This is a genomic window from Sphingobium sp. FG125 (assembly GCF_057809795.1).
Window position 1 is genome coordinate 21,045 of sequence record NZ_JBMDKQ010000011.1, and the last position, 26,014, is coordinate 47,058.

At 63.0% G+C, this 26,014-nt stretch carries 24 protein-coding genes; 11 read left to right on the top strand and 13 right to left on the bottom strand.

Annotated elements, in window-relative coordinates; genetic code table 11:
* Positions 1–4: 4 nt before the first annotated feature.
* Positions 5–223 carry a hypothetical protein gene (locus ACODSR_RS12105; RefSeq protein WP_489076777.1) on the top strand — a complete coding sequence of 73 codons (219 nt, stop codon included), beginning with the start codon at positions 5–7 and terminating at the stop codon, positions 221–223.
* Positions 224–291: 68 nt separating this feature from the next.
* Here ACODSR_RS12105 and ACODSR_RS12110 read toward each other — a convergent pair whose 3' ends face one another.
* Entirely contained in the window at positions 292–1,467 is a 1,176-nt protein-coding gene (locus ACODSR_RS12110) for an FAS1-like dehydratase domain-containing protein (protein ID WP_489076779.1), read from the bottom strand.
* Between the two features lie 411 nt (positions 1,468–1,878).
* Between ACODSR_RS12110 and ACODSR_RS12115 the strand changes: the two genes are divergently transcribed.
* The 6 genes from ACODSR_RS12115 to ACODSR_RS12140 all read left to right on the top strand — a co-directional run bounded on the left by ACODSR_RS12115 (position 1,879) and on the right by ACODSR_RS12140 (position 6,112).
* Positions 1,879–2,532 (top strand): TetR/AcrR family transcriptional regulator, encoded by a 654-nt coding sequence (locus ACODSR_RS12115; protein WP_489076781.1) that lies wholly within the window; start codon positions 1,879–1,881, stop codon positions 2,530–2,532.
* 174 nt (positions 2,533–2,706) lie between these two features.
* Positions 2,707–3,882 (top strand): amine dehydrogenase large subunit, encoded by a 1,176-nt coding sequence (locus ACODSR_RS12120; RefSeq protein WP_489076783.1) that lies wholly within the window; start codon positions 2,707–2,709, stop codon positions 3,880–3,882.
* A 2-nt stretch (positions 3,883–3,884) separates the two neighbouring features.
* Positions 3,885–4,415: a MauE/DoxX family redox-associated membrane protein gene (locus ACODSR_RS12125; RefSeq protein WP_489076785.1), complete on the top strand. Its 531-nt coding sequence runs from the start codon at positions 3,885–3,887 to the stop codon at positions 4,413–4,415.
* A gap of 6 nt (positions 4,416–4,421) precedes the next feature.
* Positions 4,422–5,024, top strand: coding sequence for a thioredoxin domain-containing protein (locus ACODSR_RS12130; protein WP_489076787.1), 603 nt, complete (start codon positions 4,422–4,424; stop codon positions 5,022–5,024).
* Between the two features lie 23 nt (positions 5,025–5,047).
* Complete coding sequence (locus ACODSR_RS12135; RefSeq protein WP_294135315.1) at positions 5,048–5,593, top strand: methylamine dehydrogenase light chain; 546 nt, start codon at positions 5,048–5,050, stop codon at positions 5,591–5,593.
* Positions 5,594–5,605: 12 nt separating this feature from the next.
* Complete coding sequence (locus tag ACODSR_RS12140) at positions 5,606–6,112, top strand: cytochrome C (protein WP_489076789.1); 507 nt, start codon at positions 5,606–5,608, stop codon at positions 6,110–6,112.
* A gap of 78 nt (positions 6,113–6,190) precedes the next feature.
* Here ACODSR_RS12140 and ACODSR_RS12145 read toward each other — a convergent pair whose 3' ends face one another.
* Positions 6,191–8,923: a TonB-dependent receptor gene (locus ACODSR_RS12145; RefSeq protein WP_489076791.1), complete on the bottom strand. Its 2,733-nt coding sequence runs from the start codon at positions 8,921–8,923 to the stop codon at positions 6,191–6,193.
* Between the two features lie 369 nt (positions 8,924–9,292).
* Between ACODSR_RS12145 and ACODSR_RS12150 the strand changes: the two genes are divergently transcribed.
* Positions 9,293–11,323 carry a tetratricopeptide repeat-containing sulfotransferase family protein gene (locus tag ACODSR_RS12150; RefSeq protein ID WP_489076793.1) on the top strand — a complete coding sequence of 677 codons (2,031 nt, stop codon included), beginning with the start codon at positions 9,293–9,295 and terminating at the stop codon, positions 11,321–11,323.
* On the opposite strand, the gene ACODSR_RS12155 is transcribed toward ACODSR_RS12150, so the two are convergent.
* Both ACODSR_RS12155 and speB read right to left on the bottom strand, forming a co-directional pair.
* Positions 11,311–12,738: an APC family permease gene (locus ACODSR_RS12155; protein WP_489076795.1), complete on the bottom strand. Its 1,428-nt coding sequence runs from the start codon at positions 12,736–12,738 to the stop codon at positions 11,311–11,313. The two genes, ACODSR_RS12150 and ACODSR_RS12155, sit on opposite strands and share 13 nt — an antisense overlap.
* A complete protein-coding gene (gene speB / locus ACODSR_RS12160) occupies positions 12,735–13,778 on the bottom strand; it encodes an agmatinase (protein ID WP_489076797.1) in 1,044 nt (347 codons plus the stop codon). The genes ACODSR_RS12155 and speB overlap by 4 nt, the downstream gene beginning before the upstream one ends.
* Positions 13,779–13,885: 107 nt before the next feature.
* On the opposite strand from speB, the gene ACODSR_RS12165 reads away from it, so the two are divergent.
* Positions 13,886–14,893, top strand: coding sequence for an Ldh family oxidoreductase (locus ACODSR_RS12165; protein ID WP_489076799.1), 1,008 nt, complete (start codon positions 13,886–13,888; stop codon positions 14,891–14,893).
* Here the strand turns inward: ACODSR_RS12165 and urtE are convergent.
* The 5 genes from urtE to urtA form a co-directional block, all read right to left on the bottom strand.
* Positions 14,890–15,618, bottom strand: coding sequence for an urea ABC transporter ATP-binding subunit UrtE (urtE, locus tag ACODSR_RS12170; protein WP_489076801.1), 729 nt, complete (start codon positions 15,616–15,618; stop codon positions 14,890–14,892). The genes ACODSR_RS12165 and urtE overlap by 4 nt on opposite strands.
* Positions 15,615–16,373, bottom strand: coding sequence for an ABC transporter ATP-binding protein (locus ACODSR_RS12175; RefSeq protein ID WP_489076803.1), 759 nt, complete (start codon positions 16,371–16,373; stop codon positions 15,615–15,617). Before ACODSR_RS12175 ends, urtE begins: the two co-directional genes overlap by 4 nt.
* Positions 16,370–17,398 carry an urea ABC transporter permease subunit UrtC gene (gene urtC / locus ACODSR_RS12180; RefSeq protein WP_489076805.1) on the bottom strand — a complete coding sequence of 343 codons (1,029 nt, stop codon included), beginning with the start codon at positions 17,396–17,398 and terminating at the stop codon, positions 16,370–16,372. Before urtC ends, ACODSR_RS12175 begins: the two co-directional genes overlap by 4 nt.
* Positions 17,391–18,278, bottom strand: coding sequence for an urea ABC transporter permease subunit UrtB (gene urtB, locus ACODSR_RS12185; protein ID WP_489076807.1), 888 nt, complete (start codon positions 18,276–18,278; stop codon positions 17,391–17,393). The genes urtC and urtB overlap by 8 nt, the downstream gene beginning before the upstream one ends.
* Before the next feature lie 149 nt (positions 18,279–18,427).
* Positions 18,428–19,639 (bottom strand): urea ABC transporter substrate-binding protein, encoded by a 1,212-nt coding sequence (gene urtA / locus ACODSR_RS12190; RefSeq protein WP_489076809.1) that lies wholly within the window; start codon positions 19,637–19,639, stop codon positions 18,428–18,430.
* A 139-nt stretch (positions 19,640–19,778) separates the two neighbouring features.
* On the opposite strand from urtA, the gene ACODSR_RS12195 reads away from it, so the two are divergent.
* Complete coding sequence (locus tag ACODSR_RS12195; protein ID WP_489076811.1) at positions 19,779–20,636, top strand: peptidylprolyl isomerase; 858 nt, start codon at positions 19,779–19,781, stop codon at positions 20,634–20,636.
* The gene (locus ACODSR_RS12200) at positions 20,620–21,621 is read left to right on the top strand and encodes a HupE/UreJ family protein (protein ID WP_489076813.1); all 1,002 of its coding nucleotides are present in this window, start codon (positions 20,620–20,622) and stop codon (positions 21,619–21,621) included. Before ACODSR_RS12195 ends, ACODSR_RS12200 begins: the two co-directional genes overlap by 17 nt.
* Here the strand turns inward: ACODSR_RS12200 and qhpE are convergent.
* The 4 genes from qhpE to ACODSR_RS12220 all read right to left on the bottom strand — a co-directional run bounded on the left by qhpE (position 21,555) and on the right by ACODSR_RS12220 (position 26,014).
* Positions 21,555–22,229 carry a subtilisin-like serine protease QhpE gene (qhpE, locus tag ACODSR_RS12205; RefSeq protein ID WP_489076815.1) on the bottom strand — a complete coding sequence of 225 codons (675 nt, stop codon included), beginning with the start codon at positions 22,227–22,229 and terminating at the stop codon, positions 21,555–21,557. The genes ACODSR_RS12200 and qhpE overlap by 67 nt on opposite strands.
* Positions 22,222–23,835, bottom strand: coding sequence for an ABC transporter ATP-binding protein (locus ACODSR_RS12210; RefSeq protein WP_489076996.1), 1,614 nt, complete (start codon positions 23,833–23,835; stop codon positions 22,222–22,224). The genes qhpE and ACODSR_RS12210 overlap by 8 nt, the downstream gene beginning before the upstream one ends.
* Positions 23,836–23,921: 86 nt before the next feature.
* A complete protein-coding gene (locus tag ACODSR_RS12215) occupies positions 23,922–24,929 on the bottom strand; it encodes a hypothetical protein (protein WP_489076817.1) in 1,008 nt (335 codons plus the stop codon).
* Positions 24,926–26,014 (bottom strand): YncE family protein, encoded by a 1,089-nt coding sequence (locus tag ACODSR_RS12220; protein ID WP_489076819.1) that lies wholly within the window; start codon positions 26,012–26,014, stop codon positions 24,926–24,928. The genes ACODSR_RS12215 and ACODSR_RS12220 overlap by 4 nt, the downstream gene beginning before the upstream one ends.

Here is a 26,014-nt window from a genome sequence, read left to right on the forward strand (position 1 = left end):
GGTGATGCCCCGGTCATCCCCGCAATGCACGCAGATAATCAGCCGACCGCCCGATCGCTTCCAGGCGCGGTATCGTGAAGGGCGGTTCCTGCACGGCATATCGGGCTGGTACAATCATCAAAGTGCAGTCGGCCAGGTCAGCGAACAGGAAAGGGAGGCCTATTGCCGCAAGGTGATCAGCGCGATCGTGACGATCATCGACGCGCAACGGGCGACAGGATAGGCCGGATTCGGACAGTCCGATACGATCGGCGGGGCGGGCAAGCCTGTCGCCAGCCCCGCCGTCGCAGGTCATTTGCGCGGCAGCAGAACCTCCGCCTTGGCCGTTGCCAGCACGGTGCCGGACTGATTGGCCATCCGCACGTCCACCTGCACGACTTCGCGGCCTTCATCATCGACGAATTTGTCGACGATCGTGCCGGTCATGATCGTGATGTCGCCAGTGAAGGCGGGACCGCGATAGGAGGCGACCGAATGGGTCACCATGCCCCATTCGCCAGCCCAGCCCGACAGATAATCGACCACCCACGCGCCCATCGACGCGCCATAGCCATAGGCGCGCGGCATCCCGATGAAGCGTGCCCAGCGGGGGAAGAGATGCCCGCGCGACGGGCCAAAATAGGCGCCGTCGGTCAGCTCTGGATTGATCCGCTCCATCACCGGATCATTTTCATGGCCCGCCATTTCATCGACAAAGCCCAACGCCGCCAGATCCAGATCGGTGCGGCGATGCGTGCCGCCCCAGATGGTGAACAGATAGGCGCGCCATTCGGTGGTGAAGCTGGCAATGCTGTGCGGGCCGAACACGCGGTCGGGCAGGACGTCGCCCACCGCGACATCCTCCAGATAGCGTTTGCCATGGCCCAGATCGTGCAACATCTGGACCCAGCGGAACTTGCGTTCCTGGATCTCGACCAGTTCCTGGTCGGTCCAGACCGGATCGTCGGTATTTTCGACAACTTCGGCTGAAGTTTTTTCCCGGCCCGCTTCCGCCGAATAGCGGATCGCGGTGGACCGCTGCTTGGCGATCAGTTCGCCATTCTGGTTGTAATAATTATTGTCGCCGCGCTGGAAGCAGGTGGGACCAGCAAATTTCGTATCCTTGACGACATAGTCGAACGGCACCCGCTCATTATGAACCATATCCCCGCCCTGGATGCGCGGGCCATAAAACCACCATTCGTCACCGCCGAACAACAGATGCGAATTGGGGATGCTGCCGACGCAGGCCGGACCCGCGCCATGACCATCGTCCATCGTCACGGCAAAGCTCTGCGGCGCGACCAACTTGCCCCAGCGGCTTTCCTCTGCATAGTCGGCATCATAATGAAGCAGATTGGGATAATGCATCGCCTGCGCCCAGCGGCGAATGTCATTATTGTGGATCGGTTCGCGCATCCGGGCAGGCTGCATCGGCTTGCCGAGATATTGGTCGATGTCCGAACAGTCGAAAATGGTCTCGCTCACAGGTCAGATGCCTCTCTTACGCAATCATGGCGGTCGCCTGCGCCCTCCGTCATCGGGCGCATGGCATGGATGCGCATAACAGTCGGGCGCGGCGCATCTGCCAAGAGCGGCGCATCGGGCAGCACTTGCGCCTGGCGTCGGGCAAGGCGATTTTTCGGCGGATTTGCGCGGCTTTTCGGGCTTTATCGTCGTGCCGATCTTTGCATCTGGATGGTATCGCGATGGCAAATGCAGCAATCCAACGCCGAGCTTGCCCACCAGCACGATCTTCTTGGCTGATGGGACGAATCGCAAAGACGCTGTGCTGTCATTCGGGCATTTCCGCCACCACGCCTCTTTGCCCCGAAATGGCGGCAAAGGGTGGCGGCACGTCCAATTGGATGGTAGGAGCAGGGCAAGGCAGATAGTGACATGATATTCTCACCCTCCCGTCCCGGCATCTATGCACGCGGGACCGAAACGGTCGATCAGATTCTCAAGGCCGCGCTGGCGGTGTTGATCGACGAGGGGTCCGATGCCTTCACCCTGCGTCGCATCGCCGCGCGCTGCGACATGAAGGTCGGCAATGTCAGCTATCATTTCCCGCGCAAGGAAATGCTGATCCAGGTGATGCTGGACGAACTGGTCGATTCCTATGGCGCGATGATGGACCAGACGGTGCGCAAGCCCGGCCTGACTGCCGAAGAGCGGTTGAGGCGCGTCATCATCCTGTGCCTGGACGACATACAGACCAAGCGCACCACCCATTTGTTCACCGAATTATGGGCGCTGGCCAATCATAGCGATTTCGTCGCCGATCGGGTCCGCGTCTTTTACGAGCGGGTGCATGGTGCCATCGGCGAATATGTCGCTGAGCTAAATCCGGCGCTGACCGCCGACGAAGTGCATAGCGTCGCCCTGTTCATCAGCGCGTCGATGGAAGGATCGACCCCATTTCTGGGCCATGGCAAGCCTTGGGCGCACAAGATGCCGGCTTTCACCGCGATTGCCGCTACGTCATTGGTTCAGCTTGCCAAAACGGTGACATCGCGCGACCTTGCAGGATTGATGGTGCAGGCCGCCTGAGGCCTGTCGGTAATCCGGTTTTGTGCCGCATTGCTGCAATGCAAAATATATTTACGTCCTGCCCGCCAAAGCGCTTGACCAATATCGGACAGCTGTCCAATCTTTGCGCAGACGCTGATATGTGGCCCGTTGAGTCCATCTGTCCGTCCGCACGATCAAGGGGGATCACGCCAGATGCCGAGGACCGCCGCCAGGGGATTGTTCGCCGCCGCCGCATGGGGCTGGGCGCTGCTTGCCAGCCCGGCCCAGGCCGCGCCCGCCGATACCGGCGCGGTGCTGGAAATGGAGACGTCCGACGTCCTGACCATCACCCCGCCCAAACCGACCTGGTTCTTTGTCGATGGCGGCTGGGACATGCCCGGCACCAGCATCTTCGACGGTGAAACCGGCAAGATGAAGGGCATGGTCGAAACCCGCCGACTGGCTGACTTTGCGATCGATCCTGCGGGCAAATATTATTATGTCGCCGAAACCATCTGGTCGAAGGGCGATCGCGGCACGCGACAGGACATGGTGTCGGTCTATGACAGCCAGACATTGAACCTGATCACCGAAGTCCCCCTGCCCGGCCGCATCTTGATCGGGTCGCGCAAAAATAACTTCATCGTCAGCGACGATGGCAAGACCGCCTATGTCTATGATTTCAGTCCCGTATCCGGGGTGAATATCGTCGATCTGGTCAAGCGCAAGTTCGTGACCGCAGTGGAACTGCCCGGCTGCGCCAGCCTGATGCCCAATCCGGGTGTGGGCTTTTCCGCGCTCTGCTCGGACGGCTCGCTCGCTACGGTAGCGATCAAGGGGACCAAGGCGGACATCAGCCATAGCGCGCCCTTCTTTTCAGCGACCGATGATCCGATCTTCGACAATTTCACCTATGACAAGCGCAAGAAGGAAACGACCTTCCTGACCTATACCGGCCAGATTTATCAGGCCAAGCTGGGTGCGACGCCGACCATTTCCGCGCCTTTCTCGATCCAGGCGGCGGCGGGCATTCGTCCGGGCGAAACCAAGCCGCTGGAGCTGAACTGGTATCCGGGTGGTCGCCAGCCGATGGCGCTTCACCGTCCGTCCGGCCATCTGTTCGTCTTGATGCATATGGGCGAATATTGGTCGCACAAGGCGTCCGGCACCGAAGTGTGGGAAGTCGACCTGGCCACGCAAAAAGTCGTCAAGCGCCGCGCGCTCAAGGAACCGATGAACAATATCGAAGTGTCGCAAACCGACAAGCCGCTATTGTTCATGAACGGCGAAGAGGGCAGCGCCATCGTCATCGACGTCGCGACTGGCGAGGAAAAGCACAAGATCGAGAAAGCCGGGGGCAGCACCATCACGGTTGCGGACCCGTCCTGACCATGGCGCTGGGGCTGGCGATCATGGGATTGGCCGCATCGGTGGGCGTTGGCCTGATCCTGCTGATCGCGGGTTTGGAAAAGCTGCGGCATCGCATATTACTGCCCGGCGTGATTGCCAATTATCGGCTGCTCCCCGCAGGGTTGGTCGGGCCTGCCGCGAAAATCCTGCCGATCGCTGAAATAGGGATCGGCGGCGCGCTGATCGCGGGTATCGCGCCCCTGCCGGTGATGATGGCCATCCTGCTCCTGACGCTGTTCGGGGTGGCGATGGCGATCAATATCCGGCGCGGTCGCACCCAGATTGATTGCGGTTGTGGCCGGTCGCAACTGCGCCATCCGATCGGCTGGCCGCTGGTTGCCCGCAACATTGTGCTGGCGCTGCTGCTGGTGCCGCGCCTGTGGCCCGGACCGTCGCTTGGCGCGTTGGATATAGGCACGGCCATGGTCGGCGGTGTTGCGCTCTATCTGGCCCATCTGCTCAGCAATTCCATCGGCGCGCTGATCGCGTCGCCCGCCGCCTACCGGAGATAAGCATTCATGATGACATCGCTCATTCTCTCGCAAATCCTGTCATGGATCGTGATCCTGGGCCTTGGCGTGGCGCTGCTGGCGGTCGCGCGGCAGGTCGGTGTGCTGCACATTCGCGTTGCGCCTGCCGGTGCGCTGACCACCAGCGGTGGCCCGGCGGTCGGCGACGCCACGGTCAAGGTCGATGCGCGCCTGCTGGACGGCGCACCGGTGACGATTGGCGGCCATGCGCATGACGTGCCGCTGCGCCTGCTGATGTTCGTGTCGGCGCAATGCCCGCTGTGCAAGTCGATCATCCCGATGGCCAAATCCTTCGCCCGCGACGAGCGGGTTGCGCTCAGCTTCGTCGGTGATGATGACGCCGCCGCCCAGCGCGCGATGATCGCGCAGCACGGGCTGGAGGCCTATGCCTTCGTCAATGGTCCCGAAGTCGGCCAGGCCTTTGGCGTTGCCAAGCTGCCCTATGCCGTGTTGCTGGACGCGGAAGGGACGATCCTGTCCAAGGGGCTGGTGAACAGCCGCGAACATCTCGAAAGCCTGGTCGTGGCCCATGAAATGGGGATCAAAACCGTGCAGGATTATATCGGATCGTTAAAGGCGCAGGCAGCCTGAACGGCATATAGGGGGTCAGTGACATGAAGAAATTTGACGCCGACGCCATGGGGGAACGCCTGTTGCGCAAGCTGGCGGGCGGCACATCGCGCCGTTCCATGCTCTCGCGGTTGGGGGCGGCGCTGGTGGCGGCGCCCGCCTTCCCGCTCTTGCCGGTCAGCCGCGCGGAAGCGGCCAAGCCCGACCGGTCGCCGGAGGGCAAGACGGGTTTCGCGCGCAACGCCCAGACCAAGGATGACACCAAATGCGATTATTGGCGCTACTGCGCCATTGACGGCGCGCTTTGCACCTGCTGCGGCGGCGGCATCCATAGTTGCCCGCCGGGCGCGGAGCCATCGCCTGTTTCCTGGGTCGGCACCTGCATCAACCCGGACGACGGCAAGGCCTATCTGATCGCCTATCGCGACTGTTGCGGCAAACCCGCCTGCGGCCAGTGCGGTTGCGACAATACCGACCGGGAAACCCAGCTTTACATGCCCCAACTCAATAATGACGTGATCTGGTGTTTCGGCACGACCAGCATGGAATATCATTGTTCGACCGCGGTGCTGGTGGGGTCCGCCAGCTAGGACTTTATCGCGATGCGCAGGCTCGTTCTCGGCTCCCTGCTCCTGATCGGCGCGGTCGGCATTGGCCGCGCCGCGCTGCCGCCATTGGGCGTGTTGCCCGCTGCGATCACCGACCCGGATTTGGCGCGATCCGACTATGCCGAACATTGCGGCGGCTGCCATGGCATACAGGGCAGCGCTGCGCCTGCGCAATTGCCAGAACTGCGCGGGCGGGTCGGCTGGTTTATGTGTACGCCGCAATCGCGCGCCTATCTCATCCGGCTGCCCAATATCGCGCATAGCCGGATCACCGACAATCAACAGCTCGCCGATCTGGTCAATTATATGGTCTTTGGCCTGGGCGGGGCGAGTGTTCCCAAGGGTTCAAAGCCCTTCACGGCCGATGAGGTCGCGCATGAGCGGAAATTCGCCCTGACATCGACTTCGCTCAAAGCCGAACGCGCCCGCTATGTCGATGTCGCGATCCGTCAATGCGGCGCGCCGGTGACCATGCGACTGCTCTATCCGGGGCAGAAATAGCCCGTTTTTGAACCAGATTGGCAAATAAAACGGCCGCCGGATCAGTGATCCGGCGGCCGTTTTGCGTAGCCCCCGCCTTTAGAATTTCTGGCCGAAGCGGATGCCGAAAAATTGCGGCTTGATAATGAAGGTGCGCGACGAGCCGGAACAAAAGTCGATCGAACAGAAGGTATTTTTGGTCAGTTGCCCGCGCTTGTCAAAAGCGTTCTGGATGAACAGCGTGAGGCTCCAACTGTCCTTCTTGACGCCCCCGGAAAAGTCGAAGCTGACAAAGCCCTTCGTGTTGCCGAGCAGCGCATTATTATCGACGTTCAGATCCTGGGTCGCCCCGGTCTGGTAGAGTGCTGCGCCCTGCACATAGGCGCTATAGTCGCCCAGATAGGTGTCGTAGCGGATTGAGGTCGTGCCCTTGAATTTGGGCTGGCGCGGCAGGCGGGTGCCGTTTGCGGCAGCGACCTGCGGTGTTGGCGGACTGGATTCCGGCACATCCTCACCCAGCGTACAGCTGGACAGTTGGGAAATGGACGAGGTGTCGCGGTCCAACGCGAAGTTGCAGAAATTGCCCTTCAACTTGCCGTCATTATACGCACCGGAGGTGGAGATCGTCACCTTGCCCAGCTTCAGGTCGGCATCATATTCGATACCCTTGACCACCGCCTTGCCCGCATTGCCGGTCATGCCCGCACCCTGCGCGCCCGACACGACGACACCATATTGGATATTATTCCATTTCTCATAATAGACCGCCGCATTGAAGCGGAAAATGTTGTTCCACGTCGTCTTGACACCCAACTCGAAATTGGTGAGCGTTTCGGACTTGAACGGGGCGACATCGACCGGGCCGAAGTTACGGATGCGCAGCGGACGGTTGAACCCGCCGGGACGAAAGCCGGTGGAATAGTTGAAATAGACCATTTTGTCCGGCTGGAATTGCCAGTCGAGCGCCACCTTATGCGTCTCGCCCTTTTCCTTGTATCGCCCGGTCTGGTCGGGCGCGCGGAAATTGGTGTTGAGGCATTGCAGGCGCTCGGCCGGAAGTGGCGTGGGGCAGCCCATTTCCCCGGTCGGGACAAAAACCGACGTGATAGTATTGGCCGCAGATCCCGCGACACCGGCAAAGCCCTTGACCGCAAAATCCGTCCAGAAATAGCGGATACCACCAGTCAGCTTCAATGTCGGCGTGATGTTATAATGGCCTTCGGCGAAGATCGCCTTGTCATGATAAAGCTGGTTCTGTTCGTTAATGTAGAAGCCGTCGCTCTTTACCGCCTGCGTGCCCAGCAGCATCGTGCCGAGAGGATTGCCGTTGGGGTTGATGACATTGCTGGTGTCGAAGAAGGGGTTGCCATCTTCATCATAGTCGATCCCGTACATACCCGGCACACCGATCAGTCCGCCCGGCACATCGCCGCCGCCCGTCTGGGTATAGCCGGTAATCGTGTCCAGCCCGCGAATGGCATAATAGGTGTTCGTCTTGTTTTTCTGCCGCTGGTAAAAGCCGCCGATCGTGACGTCGAACGGCCAGTCCTTGGGCGTCGACAGGCGCAATTCCTGCGTAAATTTGTTCCGGTGCGTATCGGCATGATAATATTGCGTCGGGTCGATCAGCGAACATTGCTGCGCAGCGCCTGACCCGGTGCAATTGTCGAAAAATTGCAGATAGCTTTCATAGCCCGGCCCAAAGCCGTCATATGTGACCGTGTAATAAGTATAATCGTTGAGCGTGCGGGTCCGCCGTTTGAAGAAACCGGTGGCGGAAACCAGATCCCAGTCGCCGATATGGCCATGGATGCTGAGCGCCGCCTGATACCAGCGATCGTCATTTTTGGTCTGGTCATAATCATGCACTTCCAGATCGCCGACGCGGTGATCGAAACCGAAATAGCCGTTGGCGACCTGTTTTTGCGCGGTGATTTCCGGCGCGACCGACCAGCCATCGACCGGTTCCCACAGCAATTGCACGCGACCGCCAAATTCCTTGATGCTGTTATAATCATCCTTGGCAATATCGGAATTGTCGAGGTTGAAGAAGGTCGCCGGATTATTGTCGCCCAGCGTATAGACGGCCGGCGCGCCATTGTTGAGCAGACCATTATTGGGCTTGTTATCGATATAGCCGCCATCGCGCCGGTAATAGCCCATGGCACGCACCGCCAATGTGTCGCTCAGCGGGACGTTGATGTAGGATTCCAGCTGACCACCAAAGTCGCCCTTGCCATATTTATTGGCCTCGACATCGTAACCGAACTCAAACTTGTCCATATTGGGCTTGTTGGTAATGATGCGGATGGTGCCTGCCAGCGATCCCGCGCCATAGAGCGTCCCCTGCGGCCCGGCCAGCGCCTCGACCCGCTCCAGATCATAAGCATGGATATCAGGCACTGCGGTGCCGGTGATGGGAATGTCGTTGAGATAATAGCCGACCGAGGCATAGGCACCGCCCGCTGGCACGATGCCGCGGAAAAAGGCGGTGTTGCGGCCTGGTCCGATCCCCTCGAACGATACAGACGGCAGCAGGGCGGCGAAATCGCTCAAACCCTTGACCTGTCGCTCCGCCAGCGTTTCGGCACCCAGCGCCTGCATGGAAATCGGCACTTTCTGGATGCTTTGCGCGCTGCGCGTTGCGGTGACGACGATTTCGGTGAGGCCGCCACCGGCTTCATCGGCGGGCAGCGCCATTGCCGGATCGGCGGCGGGGTCCGCAATGGCATCGGCGGCGCGCGCCATGCCTGCGGCACCCAGCCCGGCCAATATGGTTGTCACCCCCAATATCTTCACAAATTGTGTGCGGCGGCGAGACTGAATCTTCATGGTGTTGGACTCCCCCTTGAAAAGATGCCCTCCACTCTCCCAAATCGCGGTTCGCCCGCGTGATTATGACGCATTGCAGCACATTGTCAGACGACGCGCGGCATCCCGCATTTCGCAAGGGCAAAATCGCCCCACGACCGGAAACAGCTTACGCCTCCAGACCAGCCGCACCCAGGCGCGGCATCAATATTTACCAATATTCCCCTTGGACTTTCGCCATTTCGTACGTTTGTCCAGATTTGATAATGCTGTAACGATTACAGGAGTCAACAGCCTAATTTTGCTGCTCAGACACATTGGCTGATCGGGTTGTTGCGCAACTGCAATATCCTGTTCATTGTGCAGACGAGAAAGGAAGCAAAACCCGCCATGGAAGCTGCCTCGCGCCCTGCCGTCCCCCCTTCCCTTGCGCTCAGGGAGGCGCTTGGCCATGCTGCCACCCTGCTGGATGCGCAGCCGGCGGAGGCGCTGGCGCGGGCGGAAGCGATACTGGAAAAGGCCCCCGGACTGCCACCCGCAGAACTGCTGGCGGCACAGGCGCTGCGTCGGCTGGGTCAGGCCGAAACCGCCCTGTCACGCCTTGCCGCGCTTGCCCGTCGCCAGCCGAACGTGCCTGCCTTGCTCTGGGAATTAGCGCAGGCTGCAAGCGAAACGGGCGACAGCGTGCGGGCCATCGCGGCGTTGGAAAGTCTGACCCGCCAGCAACCCGGCGTGGCAAGCGGCTGGTTTTTGCTGGCTAGCGAATTGCGGAAGGTCGGTCGCACCGACCATGCGTGGCGCGCCGATCTGTCGGGCATCCATGCCTCCTCGCGCGACCGCGACCTGCTTGAAGCGGCGATGGCGATGAATGAGGGTCGTCTGGAGGATGCAGCGACGATCCTTGATACGCGACTCGCCCGGCTGCCCGACGATCCGGCCGCCACCCGGTTGCTGGGCGAAACATATTGGCGGCGCGGGGATATGAGTGCGGCGCTGACGCTGGTCGAACGCGCGGTCGCCACAGCACCCGGATTCGATCTGGCGCGCGATTTTCTGATCCGCCTGCTGCTCCAGAATAACCGCCTGACAGACGCACTCGCCCATGCCGAGATATTGACGCAGTCCCCGCTCGATAATCCGGGCTATGCGTTGCTGCGGGCGTCGGTGCTGGTGCGGCTGGGCGATCAGGCGCAGGCAGCGGCCATTTACGAAGGATTGCTGGCGCAAAAGCCGGAGCAGCCGCAGCTGTGGCAGAATCTGGGCCATGCACTCAAGACGCTGGGGCGGCAGGCCGACGCTATCCACGCCTATCGTCAGGCCGTACATTATCAACCGACCATGGGCGAAGCCTGGTGGAGCCTCGCCAACCTCAAGACGGTCAAGCTCGACGCGCAGGATATTGCCGCGATGGAGCAGGCGCTCACGACGCTTGCACCGGATGCTGCGACGAAAGGCGAGGATATTTTCCACCTCCATTTCTCGCTGGGCAAGGCGCTGGAGGATGCGCGCGATTATGCCGCATCCTTTGGCCATTATGACCGCGGCAACCGCCTGCGCCGCACTTTGCTATCCTATGACGCCGATGAATTTGCCACAGAAGTGCAGGCAGCCGCAGACTGCTTCACCAGCGCCTTTATCGCACATAGCGGCGAGGGTGGCTGCCCTGCGCCCGACCCGATCTTCATCGTCGGGCTGCCCCGGTCAGGCTCCACATTGGTCGAACAGATCCTCTCCAGCCATAGCCAGGTGGAAGGGACGATGGAATTGCCGGAGATGATGATCATCGCCAGCCGCCTGCAATCGCGCGTCGACGAAGGTGAATTTCCCGATTTCGCCACGATGATCGCGTCACTCACCCCCGCCGACCGGCAACGACTGGGCGAGGAATATGTCGATCGCACCCGCGTCCACAGGCAGAGCGACCGGCCCCGTTTCATCGACAAGATGCCCAATAATTGGCAGCATGTCGGCCTGATCCGGCTGATCCTGCCCAACGCGAAGATCATCGACGCGCGCCGTCATCCGATAGGCTGCTGCTTTTCAGGCTGGAAACAGCATTTTGCGCGTGGTCAGGCCTTCACTTACGACCTGAACGAAATCGGCCGCTATTATAGCGATTATGTTGCGTTGATGGCGGCGTTCGACGCGGCAGCGCCCGGTCATATCCACTGCGTCCATTATGAACATATGGTCGCCGACACGCCGGGCGAAGTCGCGCGGCTGCTGGATTATCTCGGCCTGCCATTTGAGGAAGCCTGCCTTGCCTTCTGGCGGACGGAGCGGGCGGTGCGCACCGCCAGTTCAGAACAGGTGCGCCAGCCGATCTTCACCGATGGCGTCGATCATTGGCGGCATTTTGCGCCCTGGCTCGGCCCGCTGGAACAGGCATTGGGACCGGTGATCGCGGCCTATCCGACCTGAAATTGTGCCGGTGGCTGGCTCCAGAGCCGTTGCCCCACCACCAAAGCGATGCCCAGCGCCAGCCAGCCCAGCATCAGCCAGAGTTCCAGCGGTACGCCAGCGGCCAAGCCAAAGGGCGCGACGACAGCCGCACTCGCTACAATCGTTGCGCCGATCGTGACCGGCGCGAGCAGCGCCTGCCCGCCTGGCAGAATGAAGGCGGGAGGCACCTCTCCCCTATCGACAGCGCGCAACCGCATCAGCGCAAACAGCGCGACCGCCGCGATCGCCGTCGTGCAGATCGTCCCCATCGCAATGATCGGGCTGATCGCGCCGCGCCCGGCCAGCACGCCAAGGCAGGTCCATCCGCCCACCAGCAACGCCGCGCGCCGGGGGGCGCCGCTCTTTGCATCGACATGGGCAAGGCCCGCAGGCAGGAAACCGGCCCGTGCCTGCGCCAAGATGACCCGCGTCGCCGACAAATGCATCGCGTTCCAGGTTTTGAGCAGCGACGCCATCGCGACCAGCAAAATGCCCTTGGTCGCGATGCCACCGGCCAGCGCATGGTCGAACGCCGCCGCGACCGGCAGCGCGCCCGACGTCAGCTCACGCCAGGGGATGAGCGAGGCGGACGCGATGATGATGAGGCTGTAGAAGATCGCAGCGACCACCACCGCCAGCATCATCGCCTTGGCCACCGTGTGGAAACTGGTGCCAGGCGCGCGTTCCTCGACGGCGGACGCTGCCGTCTGGAATCCCGACAGCCACATGCCCGCAACGCCCAGCATCACGAACATGCCGCCTGCAAAACTGCCGCCATGGGCAGGCTCGAACAGGGGTTGCCAGTTGGCGGGATCGCCCTGAACGAAGCCGATCACGACCAGCAGCGCCGATGCGCCCAGAAAGGCGAAGGTCACCAGCTTCTGAAAGCCCACCGCGACCTTGGCCCCCGCCGCATTGAGCAGTGTCATCACCACCGCGCCCATCAGCCCGATACCCAGGTCCAGCGCCGTGATCGACTTGCCCAGAAAGCTGTAGAGCGGCGGCCACCCGGCCATCGCCGACACCAGATTTTCAAGGAACCAGGACAATGCCAGCCCTTCAAAGGCGCAGATGCCCACGAAATAGAGGGTCAGGAACCAGCCGGTGACAAAGCCCGGCCACGGACCGAATGCCTTTTCGACAAAAACGAATTCCGCCCCGGCGCGCGGCACCCGCGCGACCAGCTCGGCATAGGCGGCGGCGACCGGCACCATCAGCAGCGTCATGCCCAGAAAGGCCAGCACCGCACCGCCCGGCCCGGCAGGCGTCACCCACTCGCCCATCAGCACCATCCACGCCGACCCGACAATGGTGCCGAAGGCAAGCGCGAAAAAGCCCGGACCGGTAACGCCGCGCCGCAGCGCCGGTTCGGGTGGCACGCCGGTGTCGCTCATCGGCGCAGATGCACCAAACAGAGCAATTGGAACAGCATTTGCGCGGCGGCCTGCGCCGTCACCGTGCCGGGATCATATTCGGGCGCGACTTCCACCACGTCGCCGCCGATAATGTCGATACCGGCCAGCCCGCGCAGCAGTTGCAATGCCTCCCGCGTGGACAGCCCGCCTACTTCGGGGGTGCCGGTGCCGGGCGCATAGACAGGATCCAGTCCATCGACATCGAAGGTGACATAGGTGGGGCCATCGCCCACCACCTCCAGCGCCTTGGCGACGACTGCGTCCATTCCCATGGTTGCGACATCTTCGGCATGGATGACCGTCATGCCGCTGGCATAGGAAAATTCCCACAGATATTCCGCGCCGCCCCTGATGCCGATCTGGATGGATCGTTTGGGGTCCAATACGCCGGCCAGCACCGCTTCGCGGAAGGGCGCGCCATGATGGAATTTGGAGCCTTCATAGATGCCGCCCGTGTCGCAATGGGCGTCGAAATGGACCATGCCCATCGGCCCGCGCGTCGCCGCCAGCCCCTTCATGATCGACCCGGTGATGCTGTGGTCGCCGCCGACCGACAGCGGGATCGCTTTGGTCGCGCCGATCATCGCATAGCAGGCCTCGATATCGGCATGGCACAGCGCCAGATCATAGCGGCTCTGCATCGCCACATCGCCGACATCGGCGACCGTCAGATGGTTCATCGGCGCGACCCGCAGCGCATGTTCATAGGGACCGATCCGGTCGATCGCGCGGACGGCCCGCGGGCCATAGCGGGCACCGGGTCGATTGGTGACGCCCAGGTCCATCGGCACGCCGATCAGCGCCACGTCCAATGTATCAAGCGTCTCCGCTGTCAGCCCGCCCGCGATATAGGGCGCATCCAGCAGCGTCGAAGGCTCGGCAAAGGGCCAGCGCCTTTTGTCCCCGCTCTTGAACTGAAGCCCCGCCACCTCACGAAAATGCGGGTCGTGAATGTCGGCCCCGCCGCCACCGGCATAAAGGCGGCGCAACGCGTCAAGGTCGATCGGTTCGTCGGGCATGGCATCCAGTCTGGACGGCGGCGAATGGGCGGCAATGGGGCAAAGAACGTATGGCTTCGCACGCACGAAGCGTTGCGCCCCGATGCAAAGCAGGAAAGGGTAGTGCCATGACCCATATAGATTTCGACGCGCTGGTCGCGCTGCTCCGCCGCATTTTTCTGGCCAACGGCACGTCCGAAACGGTTGCCGACATATTGGCCCGTAACTGTGCCAGCGCCGAACGTGACGGCGCGATGAGCCATGGCCTGTTCCGCATGGCGGGCTATGTCTCCACACTGCGCAGCGGCTGGGTCGATGGGCGGGCGCAACCCCTGTTGGAGGATGGTGGCGCGTCTTTCCTGCGGGTCGATGCCGCCAACGGTTTTGCTCAGCCTGCCCTGGCCATCGCCGCGCCAATGGCGATCGCCAAGGCGCGCGCGACCGGTGCCTGCGTCGTCGCCATCAGGCGATCGCATCATTTCGCCGCGCTCTGGCCCGATGTCGAGCCATTCGCGCTACAGGGGCTGGTCGCCATCGCCATGGTCAACAGCATGGCGGTAGTCGCGCCGCCGGGCGCACGGCACCCGGTCTATGGCACCAACCCGCTGGCCTTCGCCGCGCCGCGTGCCGATGGGCGCATTGTCGTGTTCGACCAGGCAGTCAGCGTGCTGGCTCATGGCGACGTGCAGATCGCCGCGCGCGACGGCCATGTCTTGCCTCCCGATGCTGGCGTCGATGCGATGGGGCAGCCCACGCGCGATCCGCAAGCTGTGCTGGATGGCGGCGCACTGCTCCCCTTTGGCGGGCATAAAGGCGCGGCCCTTGCGCTGATGATCGAAATCATGGCCGCGGCGCTGACCGGCGGGTTGTTTTCGTCGGAGGTGGATTGGTCCGCCCATCCCGGCGCGCAGACGCCTTGCACCGGCGAATGCCTGATCCTGATCGATCCCAGCCGGGGCGGATCGGCTGCGGGTTTTGGGGATCGGGTGGAGCAAATGGTCACGGCACTCCACGATGCCGGGCAGGCGCGTATGCCCGGCGACCGCCGCTTCGCCGCGCGCGAAAAGGCTCTGCGCGATGGCATCCCGGTCAGCGCAGATAGGCGGCGCCAATTGGAGGCGCTGATAGCACCCTAAATCTGCACGAGATGCGCGACGTCCTTCGCGCTTTCATCGGCAATAGCGCCCTGCCGGATGATCCGCCCATTCTGCATCGCGCAATAGCGGTCGGCGAAGCGCCAGACGAAATCGAGATATTGTTCGACCACCAGCACCGTCATGCCCAGCTGGTCGCGGACATGGACCAGGGCCGCCTCGATCTGCTGCACGACATTGGGCTGGATGCCCTCGGTCGGCTCGTCCAGCAGCAGCAGGCTGGGTTCGCCCGCCAGCGCCCGGCCGATCGCCAGTTGCTGCTGCTCGCCACCCGAAAGGAACCCCGCCGCACGGGCGCGAATGTCATAGAGTTTGGGGAACAGGTCGAAAATATGCGGCGGCACTTTTGCGTTACCCCTGCCCCGCCCGGCCTTACTCCGACCAGCCAGCGCCGACAGGCCGGTTTCCAGATTTTCCATGACGGTCAGTTGCGGAAAAACATGCCGCCCCTGCGGCACGAAGCCGATCCCTGCGCGCGACCTTTTGTGGGCTGGCAGCCCGGTAATATCCTGCCCGTCGAAACGGATCGTCCCGCCCGTCACTGGCCGCGTCCCCATGATGGTGTGCAGCAACGTCGTTTTGCCCACGCCGTTACGACCGATCAGCGCCATTACCTGGCCCCGCGCCAGCGTCAGCTCCACGTCCCACAAGACCTGGCTCTGGCCATAGGCGCACGACAGGCCGTCCATTTCCAGCAGCGCGCTCATGCGGTGTGGCCCAGATAGACGGCGGCGACTTCCGGGTCGGCGCGCACTTCGGCGACGCTGCCCTGTTTCAGGAATTTGCCCTGATGCATCACCGTGACCGGCGCGGCCAATTGTTCGACAAAACTCATATCATGGTCGATCACCAGCACGGTGCGTGTGTCGCCCAGCCCCAATATCAGCTGCGCCGTGCGGCTGGTTTCCGCTGGTCCCATCCCTGCGGTCGGCTCGTCCAGCAGCAGCAGTTCCGCACCTGTCGCCATCACCATCGCGATTTCCAGCCATTGCTTTTCGCCATGCGCCAGCGTCCCTGCCTCCACCATGGCGCGCTGGGTCAGGCCGACGCTTTCCAGCGCTTCGTCCACAGCCAGTCGCTCGTCCGCCGGGATGCCGGTGCCAAGGCTTTTCCACCAGCGCCGGTCGCGGCGGGCGGCCAGCGCCAGATTGTCGCGCACGCTCAAAGTCGGCAGCACGCCGGGTGCCTGAAATTTGCGGCATATGCCCCGCGCCACGATGGCCTGTTCGGGCAGGCGGTGGATTTCCTCGCCTCTGAAAATCACCCGGCCAGTGCTGGGCCGCACCCGGCCGATGATCGTGTCGCACAGGGTCGATTTGCCCGCGCCGTTGGGACCGATGACGACGCGGGTTTCACCACGGTTGAGTGTCATCGAAAAGCCGTCCAGCGCCTTGAACCCGCTATAGTCGATGGTCACGCCATCGACGCTCAGGATCAGGTCGGATATGGCCGACCCGCTCATGCCGCCTTGCCCCTGACGATGCCAGCCAGCCCGCGCGGCAGTAGCGTGACGACGAAGATGAACAGCGCGCCCATCAGATAAAGCCACAATTCGGGGAAAGCGCTCGACACCGCATCGCGTGCCAGATTGACGAGCAAGGCACCGACGATCGCGCCCGCCAGACTGTAGCGCCCGCCAATCGCGACCCACACGACCATTTCGATCGAGGGGACGACGCCGATCAGCGCGGGTGAGACCACCCCTGCGTGCAGCGTGAACAGCGCGCCGCCGATTCCGGCCAGCATGGCAGCGATGGCGAAGGCCGCGACCTTGAACGGCGTGGGGTTATAGCCCAGAAACCGCACGCGATTTTCGCCATCGCGCGCCGCGCGCAGCAATATGCCAAAACGCGAGGCTAGCAACCAACGCAGCCCAATATACCCCCCGCACAATATGGCCAGCGTGATCCAGTAGAGCGTCGACCCGGTGCCAGGGCTGGCCAGCCCCACGCCAAAGATGGAGTAGAAATCGGTGAGGCCGTTAAAGCCCCCGGTCACGTCCTGCCGCGAGATGATCAGCGTCGCGAAGGCAAGGCTCAATGCCTGCGTGATCAGCGCGAAATAGGTGCCGCCAACGCGCCGGTGGAACACGGCCCAAGCGAACAGAGCGCCCGCCAGTGTGGGCAAAAGGATGATCGCCGCCAGCGTGAAAGCCGGACTCGCAAAGGGTGTCCACCAGAAGGGCAGGCTCTCGCGCCCGCTCCACACCATGAAATCTGGCAGGTCTCCCGCAGGTAGATCGGCCAGCTTCATATGCAGCGCGATGGCATAGCCGCCGAGGCCAAAAAACACCCCCTGCCCCAGGCTTAAAATGCCGCCATGGCCCCAGATAAGGACAAGGCCGAGGGCAAGGATGCTCATCGCCATGAAGCGGGCGAGCAGGTTGAGGTCATAGCTGGACAGCGCGAAGGGCGCGGCGACGCCTAGCGCCAGCAACAGCCACGGCAATACCGGTTTGAGCAGCGAAAGGCGGGAGAGATCAGGCATCAAGCTGGCGGGTCTTTACGGCGACGACGCCTTGCGGGCGCACCTGGATGAAGAGAATGACGAACACCAGCAGCAGCATCTGGGCCACGCTGACATCGACGAAAATTTGCGCCAGTGCGGCGAACAGCCCCAATATGATCGCCGATGCGGTTGTGCCGACGATACTGCCAAGCCCGCCCATCACCACGACCAGGAAGGCAGGGATGATATAGCTTTGCCCGACATTGGGCGTCACCGGACCCAGCAGCGCCAGCATGACGCCCGCCAGCCCCGCGACCCCGGAGCCAAGGCAGAAGATGGTGAAATCGACCCGCTTGACGTCGATGCCGCTGGCCGACGCCATCATCCGGTCCTGATTGACGGCCCGCACCAGCAGGCCGATCCGCGTCTTGAGCAGCAGCAATGCCAGCCCACCCAGCACCAGTGCCGCGATCGCGATGATGAACAGCCGCGCCGACGGCAGCGTGACGCCGAACGCCATAAAGCTGCCCGTCAGCCATTCGGGCGCACGCACCTCCACCCCGATCGCGCCAAACAGGTCGCGCGCGCCCTGTTGGAGGATCAGGCTCACCCCCCATGTCGCCAGCAGCGTGTCGAGCGGGCGCGCGGACAGATGGCGGATCAGGGTCGACTGGATGAACCCGCCCATCGCCGCTGCGCCGATGAACGCGACCGGGATGGCGAGCAAAATCCCCAGCGCGCCCGGCACCACCAGCAGCGTCATCCAGGCGAGATAGCCGCCCAGCATCAACATTTCGCCATGCGCCATGTTGATGACGCGCATCAGCCCGAAGGAGAGGGCTAGGCCAAGCGCGGCCAACAGATAGAGCGAGGCGAGCGAGGCGCCGTTGAACAGCTGGTTGAGGAAAAGGGCGTCCATAAACTACCTGTTCCCCTCCCTTTCAAGGGAGGGGCTAGGGGTGGGTGGCGAGCGGAGTGAGCCTGTAGCCGTCGAAACAGCACAGCCGACTTCGTCGGCACCCACCCCCGGCCCCTCCCTGTCAGGGAGGGGAGAAGAATAGCGCCCGCTCAAAGCTTGCAAGTCTTGCCGGGGAAGGCCAGCGCGTCATAGGGTTCCGGCACGATGTCCTTGCCGCTGTCGGCGATGATCTCGAACTGGCCGTCGGCCTTGAGCTTGCCGATATAGGCTTTCTGCACCAGGCTTTGGTTGGCCGCAAAGCTGACCGTCCCCATCGGCGTTACAAATCCGCCGAGCGAAGCCGCCGCCTTGCGGACTGCGTCGGGATCAAAGCTCTCGGCCTTCTCGACCGCCGCCTTCCACGCATAGACGTCGAGATAGCCATGGACCATCGGGTCGGTGATCGCCGCGTCCTTGCCGAACTTGGCCTTGTAGGCGGCTATGAATTTGGCGTTGGCGTCGCCGGTCAGGCTCTGAAAATAATTCCAGGCGGCATAGCTGCCCTCGACCAGACCCGCGCCCATGGCCTGCGCTTCCTGTTCGCCGATGGAAAAGGACATGACCGGCATCGTCTTGGGGCTGATTCCGGCGGCCTGCATCTGCTTGAAGAAAGCGACATTGCTGTCGCCATTCAGCGTGTTGATGATAATCGCAGGCTTGGCCTGCGCAATCTTGGCAATGACGCCCGAAAAATCGGTGCCGCCCAACGGCACATAGGCTTCGCCCAGCACCTGCATCCCGCCCTTTTCGATATGCTTTTTCAGGATCAGGTTGGCGGTGCGGGGATAGACATAGTCGGACCCGACCAGAAAGAAGCTCTTATAGCCCTGTTTCACCGCCCATTCGAGCGCGGGCAGCGCCTGCTGATTGGGCTGCGCGCCTGAATACATGATGTTGGGCGAACATTCATTGCCCTCAAACTGCACCGGATACCAGAGCAGGTTCTTCGTCCGCTCGAACACCGGCAGCATCGCCTTGCGACTGGCGGATGTCCAGCCGCCGAATACGGTGGCGACCTTGTCGCTCTCGATCAGCTTGGACGCTTTTTGCGCGAAGGTGGACGGATCGGACGCGCCATCCTCGACCAGCGCGTTGATCTGCTTGCCCAGCACGCCGCCGGTCGCGTTAATCTCCTCGATCGCCAGCATCTCGGCGTTTTTCACCGTGATCTCGCTGATCGCCATCGTGCCGGTCAGCGATTGCAGCACGCCCACCGCCACACTGTCGCCCGCAGGCGCGCTCGCCTTGTCCCCGCCGGAACAGGAAGCCAGCGCCAGCGCGCAGGCAGAGGTGGCAAGCATGAGCAGCCTGGATCGGATCATGATGTGTAGGTCTCCCCCTGGCAGGCCGGTTGTGGCGCTGCAGCAATCTGGACCGCTCAAGGCTATGGAAAGCCGCCTATCCCCCGTATGCGTCATTTGACGTAGGCACCCGCGCGCAGGCTCACCCTAATATTGCGCCATGGCAGACGGGGCGGGACAGATGGCGAGGGACGCGATGGTGGCGAAATCTTCAGCCTCGCCACCCCATATCCTTGCCATGGCGCGCAAGGCCATCCGCGATCCGCTGGTGGCTTTCATGGCTGCCGGGGTGGCGCTGTTCGGCGGCTATTCCATCATCGAACGGGCGCAAAAGCCGCCGGTCGTTTTCACCCCGCAAGTCGAACAGGCGATGGTCGGGGAATATGAAACACTTGTAGGACGCCCTGCCACTGCCGCAGACAAGGCGCGGATCAAGCGCGATTATCTGGCCGAGGAGCTGCTGTTTCGCGAGGCAATCGACCGCAACATGCATTTGACCGACGGGGAAACCCGCAAGCGGCTGGTGGACAAGGTCCGCTACCTGATCGCAGGCGCACCGCCCGAACCGACGCAGGAGCAGCTGGTCAATCATTATGCCGACAATCTGGCGCAATATCGCGCAGAACCGCGCACCAGCTTTACCCAGATCTACTTGGCACAGAAACCCGCCGACGCCGCGTTGTTACTGGCGCAGCTCAACGTCGGTGAAACCATCCCCGGCGACGATTTCTGGCTGGGGCGCAGCTTCCCGCGCTATGGCGATTCGATGGTGCGCGGCATTTTCGGCCAGCCCTTCGTCGCCACGCTGAAAGCCGCGCCGGAAGGCCGCTGGTTCGGCCCGGTCCGATCTCCCCGCGGCTGGCATTTCGTGCGCAAGAGCGAGAGCATCGCCAGCGCCATGATCCCCTTCCCCGCCATCCGCGATCAGGTGCGGCAGGATTATATGATCGCCCACAGCAATGCCGCCATCGACAAGGCGCTGTCGGGTCTGAAGGAGAAATATGATGTGGAAGAATAGTCTGGCCGCGCTCCTGCTCATGTTCGCCGCGCTGCTGCCGGGCACGGCGGCGATGGCCGACATCTTCCTGTCCGCCGATTTCGCCCTGACGCGGGGTGAGGACGCCAATACATATGAATTCACTGCCGCCGTGCCGGAAACGGTCGGTCAGCCGGCCCCTGTCGTCTGGCCGGACGGGTGTAGCCAAACCGCGATGACGCGCCAATCCAGCGGCGGGCGGGCGCAATATGCCTTTGAATTTGCGTGTGAACGTCCCTTTGCTGCCGGGGACATGATCCAAACGCCGTGGCGCGCCGATGGCGGTCGCTTCGTCACCAATGTCATGGGCAGCCAGGTTGACCGCAGCCTGACCGGGGATGTAAACGGTATTGCAATACCCGTCGGTGAAACCGTAACGGTCCAGCGGCCCCTGACCCAGATCGCGCCCGAATTCCTGGCGCAGGGGGTCTGGCATATCTGGCTGGGCTGGGACCATCTCGCCTTCGTCCTGTGCCTCGCCCTGCTGGCGCGGGGTCGGGAATTGTTGTGGCTTGTCAGTGCTTTCACCGCCGGTCACTCTGTCTCGCTCGCTGTCGCTTTTTTTGAACTGGTCCGCGTTCCCGTCCCCCCGGTCGAGGCTGCCATCGCCCTGTCCATCGCCTTCATGGCCCGCGAGGCGCTGCTGGTCGGCAAGGGTGAACAGGGGTTTGCCTTCCGCCGTCAACTCAGCGTCGTCTCGCTGTTCGGCCTGCTCCATGGTCTGGGTTTTGCCACCGCGCTGGGCGAATTGGGGGTTCAGACGGGCGAGAAGCTGCCTGCGCTGATCTTCTTCAACATCGGCGTCGAAGCGGGGCAATTGCTGTTCGTCGGCGCGATCATCGCGGCACTGGCGGGCCTGCGCGCTATCTCGCTGGCCAAGCCGGTGCGGGTCGCTGCGCTCTATGCGGTCGGCGCGATCGGCTGCTTCTGGATGGTCGAGCGGGTAGCGGGGTTCGGCATCGCCTGACGCTCCCGCGCGATGATCCCGCTGACATTGGCGACCGCGAAGCTGACCCCGTAAAGATTGCGTCGCTGTTCGACACCGGGGATTGGGCGGGGATGGCCAGAGGCATGGATGATCCCGCCCCGCACCACATAGGTTTCACGGGGACAGTCCCAATCGAGGCTGACGCCCACTACGCCATCCAGACTGCCCGGAAAGCAAAGCTGCCCGTCGACATCGCGCGCCGCGACGATCAGCACGCCCGCCGCCTCGGCCCGTGCCACTGCCGCCGTAAAGGCTTCGCCATGCGCCGGATTGACGGTGCCAAGGCTGAGGTTGATCATATCGACCCGCGCCGCCACCGCCCGGTCGATCGCGCTGACCAAGGCCCGCGCGCTGGCCCGCAGTGCTTCATGAAAGACCCGGATCGGCAGGCACCGCGCATCGGGTGCCTGCTCCATGATTGCGGCGGTCACCGCCGTGCCATGGCCCAAACTGTCCAGCGTATCGCCCTTACTCAGCCCGCCATCGCGCGCCACGGCAAAGCCCGGCAACAGTCGCGCTGCGTCGATATGCGGATGGTCGGGATGCACCCCGCTGTCGATGATGGCGATGCGCACTGGATCAGGCATGAGCCATTTCGCCGCGCCGTGCCACTTGCGCGCGTCCATCGGCCAGCGTCACGATCATGTCGGCCATCTGCGCCATGGCGGGCTTGTGGGTGATGATGATGATCGTCGCGTCGGGCAGCGCGCCACGCAGCCGCCCGGCGATAAGCTGCTCTGTCTCTCCGTCGAGCGCCGATGTCGGCTCGTCCAATATCAATATGCTGGGCGACCGCAGCAGCGCCCGCGCCAGCACGATCCGCTGCCGTTCGCCTGCTGACAGCGCCATGCCGCGCTCCCCGGCCCGCGTCTCATAGCCCAAAGGCAGACGCGCGATAAAGTCGTCCAGCCCCGCCGCATGGGCGGCCGCCGCAATCTGCGCCTGCTCCACATCAGGCAGGGCAAAGCCGATATTGGCCGCGATCGTATCGTTGAACAGATAGGGCGACTGGTCGACCAGGATGATCTCCCGCCGCACATCGTCAAGGCGGTAGTCGCGCAGGTCCCGGCCATTGACCAGCACCCGCCCCGCATCAGGATCGAGATAGCGGACCATCAGGTCGGCCATGGTCGATTTGCCGACGCCGCTCGGCCCCAAAATCGCGCACAGGCTGCCCGCCGGGATCGTCAGGTCAATATCGCGCAGCACGGCGTCGCGATCATAGCGCATCGCCACCTGATCGAACCGCATCACCCCCGCCCGTTCCAGCGGCACGGCATCGGCGCGTTCGATCACTTCGGCCCTAGTATCGAACAGTTCGAATATCCGGCCCAACGATACCCGCGCCGACGCCAAGCCCGACGTCAGCCCCATCAGCGTCTGGATCGGCGAGAGCAGCCGCATATGATAGGTCATGAACGCGACCAGCGTGCCTATGCTCATGCCATCATCGATGATGCGCCAGCCGCCATAGAGGATCACCGCCGACGTCGCCGCCGTCATCAGCGTGCCGGGCAGCGCCCCGGTCATATAGGAGGCGACCTGCATCCGCAGCATCGCGCCGACAAAGGCATCATTCTTGTGCCGGAAGCGCCCGACCTCATGCTCGCCCGCGCGGAGCGAGGCGACGACCCGCATCCCCATCACCGTATCGACCAGCAGGCTGCCCAGATCCGCGCCCTTTTCCCGCATGTCGCGGGTCAGCGCCGTCAGCCGCCGCTGATAATAGGCAAAGGTCGCAAGGCTCGCGGGAACCAGCACAATACTGACCAGAAACAATTTCCAGTCGAGCCACAGCATCATCGCCACACAGCCGACGAAGAACAGCAGATTGCTGACCACCGACAGCAGAGTGTCGGACGCGATCCGTTGCACGTCGCTGACGTCGCTGTTCATCCGCGACACGAGATCGCCCAGCCGGAAGCTGCCATAGAAACGCGGCGAGAGCGTCTGGAGATGGCGCAGCAGGGCCGCGCGAATATCGTAGAGCATCGCCGCCGAGAGGGCGACATAGCGATAGCTGGCCAGGATGTTGACCGCGAAGCCGGCGATGGTCACGCCGATCATGATCGCCGCGATCCGCACCAGCGCGCCCATGTCCCGCCGCAACAGCGCCTCGTCGATCATCAGTTTCGACAGATAGGGTTGAGCGAGGCCTAGCGCAGTCGAGATCAGGCTGATCGCCAGCACCATGATGAGCGCGCCGCGATAGGGCTTAAGGAAGGGTGTAAGCCGCTTATAGGCGCTCCAGTCGGCGACTGGCGCAGGCGTGGCACCATTCACGCCGCCTGCCGCCGGGGCAACAACCGCACCCCGTCCAGCACGAAAGCTGGCTCCGGCATCTTCGCCAGTAGGCCGGTACACCAAAGATGCCCGTCCATCAGTGCGTCATGCTGCGCCCGCCACCAGTCCCCGTTCCCGCCGCTGGCGTAAAATTGTGCGCAGAGCAGCAGATGCCGCCGCATCGCGGCGATCAGCATCGACTGATAGTGGTTCAGCAGCGCCGCCGCATCACCGCCCTCCGCAATCCCGATCAGCACGGCGGAGGCCAGTATCGCCTCCCGCACCGACTGCGCCGTGCCGTCACCGCAGATTGGATCGAAGCCCAGCGCCGCCGTGCCGCAGGCCAGCCAGTCCTCGCCGCACAGGGGCAGATGCAGGCGCGGCGCGGCGAGGAAAGGCATCGATACCGCCCCCACGGCATCGACCACCGGCGCAATCAACCCGCTCTGCGCCAACAGATCGTCCAGCGATCCCCCCACGCCCAGCAACCAGCCTTCCCCCGCCCCGGCAGGCACCAGAAACAGCCAGCCGTTCGGCACCGCCTCGACCCGGCCCTCTTGGCTGCACGCCGGATCGCGAAGCCGCACCTTGGTCGCCACGGCATGGCGATCACCAAAAATGCGCATCTCGCCCAGCGGCATTGGCGGCGCGGCGTGGATGGTGAAATCGACCGGATCGTCCCCTGCGACAGGCCCGTCCCCCGCCAACGCCGCCTGTACCGCATCCTCTGAGACCAGCGCCGCGCCATGCGGCACCACCACCGGCGCGCCACCCCAGGCGACCACACGGCGCTTGATCCGGGAACTGTCGGCAAACAGGCCGGGGCGTGCGAACACGTCCCGCAGAAGCGCCAGGGCCGGATCGCTAAGCAATATCGTCGGCACCGGCGCGCGATGCGCGGCTTCGCTTGCGATCCGAAGGCCCGCCTCCTGCAACAAATGTGCGCATGTCGTCGCGGCAATCCCGCTGCCCCTTATGCCGACGATCATGCGCGCTTCTGTCATTCCACCGCAACCATGCCCGCGCCGGTGGTGTCATAGCCCAGGTCCAGCGTCACCTCATGCTTCAAGGTCTTGGCGTCATAGACTTCCAGATCATAGCTTGCGCCATAGATGTAGAGCTTTGCGCCATCGGTCGACATGCCCAGACGGAAGCGCGACCGGCAGGGGAATTCCGCTTTGTCGACCACGGCGTTGCTCGCCATGTCCATATGCCAGAATTCGCAGCGTTTATTGCCATATTTGCCGTTGGTAACGACGGTATAGGCCTGCTTGCCGTCGGGCGTGACCTGCAACCCGGCCATGGCGTCGGGCGCGGGGCCGATCGGTGTGAAATCAAACTGCCGGGTGGACAGGTCGAAACGCGCCATGCCGAACATCTTGTTATGGACATAGGCGTCGGCGGCATTGAACAGCGACACATATTGGCCCGGCGTGCGGATCGCGTCCAACGTCCCGCCAAAGCCGACATTTTCCATGCCGGTGCCTTCGGGCTTGGCCAGGTCGATCCGGTCGGTGACCTTCAATGTCGCGACGTCGATGATCGCGACCTTCTCGCCAAAGGCGTAGAGCGTTTTTCCGTCGGGCGACACTTTATAGCCCGCGCGCCAGCCGCCGGAACGCTCATCCTCCTTCTCGATCTCGGCGGTGCGGACGACCTTATGCAGCTTCAGGTCGATGACGCCATACATCGGCTTGCTGACGGTATAGCGGTCGATCCCCTTCTCGAACTTCGAGATGACGGTGTAGAAATAGCGCCCGGTCGGATCAGGCACCCCGCCCCAGAAACGATAGCGGGTCGTGCCATCGTTCAGGCTGAACTTGTTGATCACCTTGCGCGTCGCGGTGTCGATCACCTCGATCCCGCTGGTGGTGATCGTCGTCACATAGATGCGCTTGCCATCATCGGACAATTGCATCGATGTCGGCAGGCCGGTGTCCAGCTTGATCGTGCCGGTAACCGCGCCCTTGCTCTCCTCGAACACCAGCAGGCGGTCGGGATAGGAGCCCATGAACAGCGTCGCGGCGCTTGCCGGGAGTGCGCTCAGCATCGCCAGGCCAGTGCCCAGCATCAGACGATATTTCGGCAT